Origin of the sequence: Candidatus Cyrtobacter comes (assembly GCF_034470605.1) — a bacterium.
In the GTDB taxonomy this organism is placed as follows: domain Bacteria; phylum Pseudomonadota; class Alphaproteobacteria; order Rickettsiales; family Midichloriaceae; genus Cyrtobacter; species Cyrtobacter comes.
Genome location: NZ_JARGYT010000082.1, coordinates 1 through 5,202 on the forward strand (window position 1 = coordinate 1; position 5,202 = coordinate 5,202).

Annotated in this window: 7 protein-coding genes; 3 read left to right on the forward strand and 4 right to left on the reverse strand. The window is 33.5% G+C overall.

Annotated features, from left to right (window positions below):
* Positions 1-673, forward strand: a 673-nt coding sequence (locus Cyrtocomes_RS05045; protein WP_322498104.1) for a hypothetical protein, incomplete at its 5' end; no start/stop codon positions are given.
* A gap of 81 nt (positions 674-754) precedes the next feature.
* Here the strand turns inward: Cyrtocomes_RS05045 and Cyrtocomes_RS05050 are convergent.
* Positions 755-1,762: a hypothetical protein gene (locus tag Cyrtocomes_RS05050; protein WP_322498105.1), complete on the reverse strand. Its 1,008-nt coding sequence runs from the start codon at positions 1,760-1,762 to the stop codon at positions 755-757.
* A gap of 104 nt (positions 1,763-1,866) precedes the next feature.
* On the reverse strand, positions 1,867-2,553 hold the full coding sequence (locus tag Cyrtocomes_RS05055) for an outer membrane protein (RefSeq protein WP_322498106.1): 687 nt from the start codon (positions 2,551-2,553) through the stop codon (positions 1,867-1,869).
* A 192-nt stretch (positions 2,554-2,745) separates the two neighbouring features.
* Here Cyrtocomes_RS05055 and Cyrtocomes_RS05060 point away from each other — a divergent pair, with 192 nt between their 5' ends.
* Complete coding sequence (locus Cyrtocomes_RS05060) at positions 2,746-3,105, forward strand: ribosome-binding factor A (RefSeq protein ID WP_322498107.1); 360 nt, start codon at positions 2,746-2,748, stop codon at positions 3,103-3,105.
* 62 nt (positions 3,106-3,167) lie between these two features.
* Positions 3,168-3,935: an MlaE family ABC transporter permease gene (locus Cyrtocomes_RS05065; RefSeq protein ID WP_322498108.1), complete on the forward strand. Its 768-nt coding sequence runs from the start codon at positions 3,168-3,170 to the stop codon at positions 3,933-3,935.
* A gap of 150 nt (positions 3,936-4,085) precedes the next feature.
* Here the strand turns inward: Cyrtocomes_RS05065 and Cyrtocomes_RS05070 are convergent, their stop codons facing one another.
* Both Cyrtocomes_RS05070 and Cyrtocomes_RS05075 read right to left on the reverse strand, forming a co-directional pair.
* Complete coding sequence (locus Cyrtocomes_RS05070; RefSeq protein WP_322498109.1) at positions 4,086-4,736, reverse strand: ABC transporter ATP-binding protein; 651 nt, start codon at positions 4,734-4,736, stop codon at positions 4,086-4,088.
* 111 nt (positions 4,737-4,847) lie between these two features.
* Entirely contained in the window at positions 4,848-5,081 is a 234-nt protein-coding gene (locus Cyrtocomes_RS05075) for a TrbG/VirB9 family P-type conjugative transfer protein (RefSeq protein WP_322498110.1), read from the reverse strand.
* Positions 5,082-5,202: the final 121 nt, after the last annotated feature.

Below are 5,202 nucleotides of genomic sequence, written 5' to 3' on the forward strand. Positions count from 1 at the left end.
GGAAACAACCTTTTATCCATCTAAATACCATATTTATCGCCTCCAATATAATATTGCATCTTTTCCATTATTTGGCAAAACCTTTGTTAACAGTGCCTATATATATAGCGATATAGGGCATCGTGAACATATATTTAAAACCACAGCTAGGGAATTTGAGAAATATTACAATGTGCAGCGCGGTAAGCATGACAGAGATGAGTTTTTGTGTAAGGACCGCAGTACTTTTGCAAAATTTTTTGGGATTCAATATATATATAAGATGGTGCAGGTATTATGTGCACCTGAAGCAATAGATGGGAGATTCAGAGTTGCTGCTATATTACATGGGTATTGGAAAAATGTAGAAGGGGAGGGCTTTTTATCAAATTATCCATTAATAACCACAATACTTAACATGTTTATAAAATGTAGAGATGTTCTTTTTGGTAGTATAGTTATTAAATCTCCTAATTATGGAATTAATGTAGATTTGGATAATTTAGGTATCATACAACCTAATCCGGGGATTGAGCCTCCAGATAATTCTGCAGATACGTTCAGCTCATTAGAAGATACAGATGTGCATGGCGGGCATACATTCATAGGCCCAGGATGGCTCTTCTTTAGCCTAGATGTGGATCAAGAGGATCGTTCACCTTTGTTACCACCTAAAGTGCCCATAGAATGGTAATACTTTGCAATAATTTGTTACCATTCTATAGCGTGGATATTATCTACCCTTAAATTAGGAAATCTTTTTCTATAAAGAACCCTACATATAATCATTAATATGACAATTACCGTCTGTTACATGGTGAAAAAATAAACTCTGAAGCTCCATATCGCAGAACTCATTATGATGATTATCTTTTATATCACAGTAATCAAATATATATTTCTTAGCTTCGCAGTGGTTAATTTTAAGTTCTTTAAATTTTTTTGTAATAGCTACATGAAACTCTTTATCTAGCGTATCGCTATATTCGAATTTAATCTCACTATCCTTCATTTTATTCCAATCAGTATGATAATAATTATTATCCCTTACGTTCTTAAGTTTACTATCCTTGTTCTTCTCTTCACAATTAACACCTTTGTTACAAGAACGGAAATCATTAAACTCAATATCATCTACACATACATTAAATAATGCATGAATTTTACTATAAGTATTCTTGCTATAATTAGCAGGATGTTCCTTATCAGCTGATATCTTTAAAGCGATTTTGTTTCTCTGCTTGTAATCAAATTTTATAAAATTACCTTGTTTATATATTCCAACCGTAGAGTTGTTCTCTTTGAGAAAATTAGAAATGTATTCTAATTTTAGATAAATCTTATTATCATTACTAAGCTCCTGATAATATGTAGTGATAGTATGTTGTTTAATCTCAAATTTATGTGTGATTGTATATATGATTGTATTTTCAAATATCGATTTTAGCTTAATGATAATCTCACTGTCACTTGATTCTTGTTTATTATTAGAATTGTTTCCATCCTTAGAAGAATCTCGATGATCGTTCTTCGCGGCACCAGGTGTGGATGATGATTGATAGTTATAATAATAATCTCCATAATCTGATGGGTTGCGCTGACGAGTATCAGAATAACCCTCATCAGCTCTATACCAGTTGTAGCCACCCGTACTGCTGCTTCCCCCACCATTAGTAGAAGAGGATCCTTTATCATAGAGAACATTTTTATCACTATCGGTAATTGTTATCCTACCACCACTTGTAAAAATGCTATCTTTTTGTTTTTTACCTAGTATTGCCATGATTAATTAATATAAAAATTAATAACTTATTAAAAAATATAACGCTGCATATAATAACGCCTTTGCTAAAATTATGCCTGACATCACAAACGGATTGAGAAAAATTAGTATTCAAAAACTAGTCCAGTGCTTACTTGATGCATGTTCATATTTGCACTCAATATGCTTCCGTCCTCAGTATTTTTCATTGTATTGAAGGTTCCAAGTGCATAGTATTTATAACTAATTAAGTTTATAGAGATATGTTCGCTTAAATTATATTTAATACTACACCCTATATTCCAAGCGAACGCTTTATTCACCAAAGGAGACCCTCGATGTGAAATATAAGAACTTGTTTTGTCACCTACATTCATATCACCTACATTATAGTAAGAGCTCCCAATCCCTCCGCTTAAATATGCATGTAGAGATTCCACTAAACTCACTTTGAGAAATATATTAGCAAAGGCTGAGCCAATAAGATTAGATTTCTGTGTGAATTGAAATATACTTTGCCCTCGGTTATTATCTACAATTATGTGGTCCTTATAATCAGAAGGTAGTGATGCATTCATCTCTAATTCACAACCAAAATTTCCATATTCCACCCCCCAAAATGCATTCATGAAAAGTGCCTTAAGATTTTTTCCTTTTAGGGAAACTATTTGACCACTATCATCTTTAAAAAGTTCATAATTACCAATTTTACCTGAAATACCAGCTCCACAATTCATGCCAATATAACTAGTATAGGATGCGTAGCCTGCTTGACTCGATAAACACATTAATACGAAAATTTGTCTATACATAAAAAAACTACTGATAGCATCTATTTACCGCAACATCATAACATTACGCTATATATATATCAAGTGATTGAGATGCTATCTAGTTACTAAAATAAAATGATTCTGCATTATATATACAGGTCAGCAATTTCACTGTATGGTGGTGACTAAATAGACTAATGTTGCTATACTCGCGCTATTTTTTAGACTGATATGGGCAAGGAAGATAAATCAAGAAGGCAGCTTATGCTCTCAAGCGTTATTCAAAAAGCGCTATATGGTATTCTCGCCTCCGGGAAGCTATACCTCTCAATACCGTTGTATAAATTTAGTATTGCGCGAGTAGATATTACAAAGGATCTGAAGATGGCTAGTATCTATATCTCTAGTATCGAACCTTCGGATGGTCAAAAAATTTCAAAGGAACTGAAGCTTGTTTCACAAAAAATAAGATTTTTATTATCCCAAGAATTAAAATTAAGATCATCCCCAGAAATAAGGTTTTATGTAGATGAAGAGCCTTTCTATCAAGATAACCTAATGAATAAGATAAATTCTCTGAATCAGAGCTAGAATTTATCTATTTTCATTGTTAGAAATATTGTTATCTAATTAATCGTATTGAAATGCGGGTTATGTTTCTTTTAAATCTAATTGGTAGATATACATTAAATTTTTCTGCACGTATTGGTGGTTTTTTCCTCTTTATTCTGGAAATATTTAAATCTCTGTTTTCAAGGCAATTTTTCTTGAAAGAGGTTTTGAAACAATGCGCTGAAATAGGTTATTATTCACTACCGGTTATAGGTCTTACTGCCTTGTTTACAGGTGCGGTTTTAGCGCTTCAAACATATCTTGGATTTTCAAGACTCAGCGCAGAAGGCGCGGTTGCATCAGTTGTGGCAATATCTATAACCAGAGAGCTGGGGCCTGTCCTTGGGGGCTTGATGCTAACAGGTAGAATCTCTTCATCTATAGCATCAGAGCTCAGCAGTATGAAGATCTCTGATCAGGTTAATGCACTATATACACTGGGCGTGGATCCAATTAAGTATCTTGTTATACCAAGGGTAATTGCTGGAATGTTAATGACGCCACTTCTTATTTTAGTAGCAGATTCAATAGGTATAATGGGTGGCTGTATAGTTGCAACACAAAAACTTGGATTTTCGACTTTATCATATATAGAAGATACATATAGCTTCATACAAATGAGCGATGTGATATCTGGGCTTATAAAGGCTGTGATATTTGGCGCGATTCTTACCTCTATGGGTTGTTATTGTGGAATGAACGCGTTGGGAGGTGCAAAAAGTGTTGGTAATGCCACAATTTCCGCAGTTGTAAATTCTTCAATGCTTATACTGCTATTCAATTATATCACAACAGCGCTTATGTTTTAAAGATCAATTGGGTACTTTAAACCTGTTTAAAATCATCCATAATAATGAAAGTTGATTTGAAGCAAGATTAACTACCTAAATGATTTTCTCTTTTTGAATACCTCAAGTTAACTGGCTGAATAAATTATATTTTAATTTTTTTATATTAATTTAGGTTCTCGCATGTATACGACCATTTTCTACATAGTAGCAGACATCTACCATATCAATTATGCTTTCATCATGAGTTGCTATAACTGCGGAATATCTTTTTTCTCTTACGCCTTTAATAATCATTTTAAAGACAATGGTCGAATTTTCTCTATCTAAGCTCCCTGTAGGTTCGTCCGCAAAGATAATTTTAGGACTAGAGGCAATGGCCCTTGCAAAAGCTACCCTTTGAGATTGCCCACCAGATAAAGAGCTAGGAAATTTATTACTTTGCTCATATATGCCAAGTTCATGTAGTAATGAATCAATATTGACCGAATAATTACCAGTTATATGCTGAGCAAGTTCTATATTCTCGCGTGTCGAAAGGTCTGGAAGAAGGTAATGGTATTGATGCAAAAAGCCCACATTACCTCTTCTTATAGATGATAATTTTGATTCACTTAAAGCTGAGCAGTCCAGATCGGATAAAATTACCTTACCACTTGTAGGCTTTTCCATTAAAGACATTATATGTAGTATAGTGCTTTTACCAGAACCAGACCTACCTAACACTGCAATGCATGTATAAGGCTCAATTACTATATTAACATCACGTATAACACAGTAATTCAGGAAAGACTTAGAAACTGATTTGAGCTCAAGCAACATAGCAATAAAATAATGTCATAAAGACTCAGAATTCAAGGTAGCAGATATTCTAAGCATTGATACTTAGTATACTTGTTGCTTATAATAGACTAATACAAAATTTGCCATGAATTAGTAATTTTTACCATATACTTCATTAAAGACGCAAGCGGCTTGTTTACCATACCTGAGTGTAAACCTCGCTGCCAGCATTTCTACTACTACGTAATCACCATTCATCCTATAATTCACAAGACCTTCAGAGCCATCTTCATGTACCACAAAAATAGCTGGTATAACTGAATTATTATTCCTGAATTTCATATAGGTAAACACCCCATCATCAAAAATTAATAAAGGCTCTATATCATAGGCACTGTTAACAAAGGTTGTATTTAATAGATGCTAAAGCTATAAAGGCAAGGAAAGAGAGATCGGATTTCTCAAATCGTAATGCTAAGCGTCGATTTTCTTTGAGTTTAGCGAA

Bases quoted from the DNA above. Each gene is read 5' to 3' on its own strand.
- Cyrtocomes_RS05055 (WP_322498106.1), bottom strand. From the start codon at position 2,553: ATGTATAGACAAATTTTCGTATTAATGTGTTTATCGAGTCAAGCAGGC.
- Cyrtocomes_RS05065 (WP_322498108.1), top strand. From the start codon at position 3,168: ATGTTTCTTTTAAATCTAATTGGTAGATATACATTAAATTTTTCTGCA.
- Cyrtocomes_RS05060 (WP_322498107.1), top strand. From the start codon at position 2,746: ATGGGCAAGGAAGATAAATCAAGAAGGCAGCTTATGCTCTCAAGCGTT.
- Cyrtocomes_RS05050 (WP_322498105.1), bottom strand. From the start codon at position 1,762: ATGGCAATACTAGGTAAAAAACAAAAAGATAGCATTTTTACAAGTGGT.
- Cyrtocomes_RS05070 (WP_322498109.1), bottom strand. From the start codon at position 4,736: ATGTTGCTTGAGCTCAAATCAGTTTCTAAGTCTTTCCTGAATTACTGT.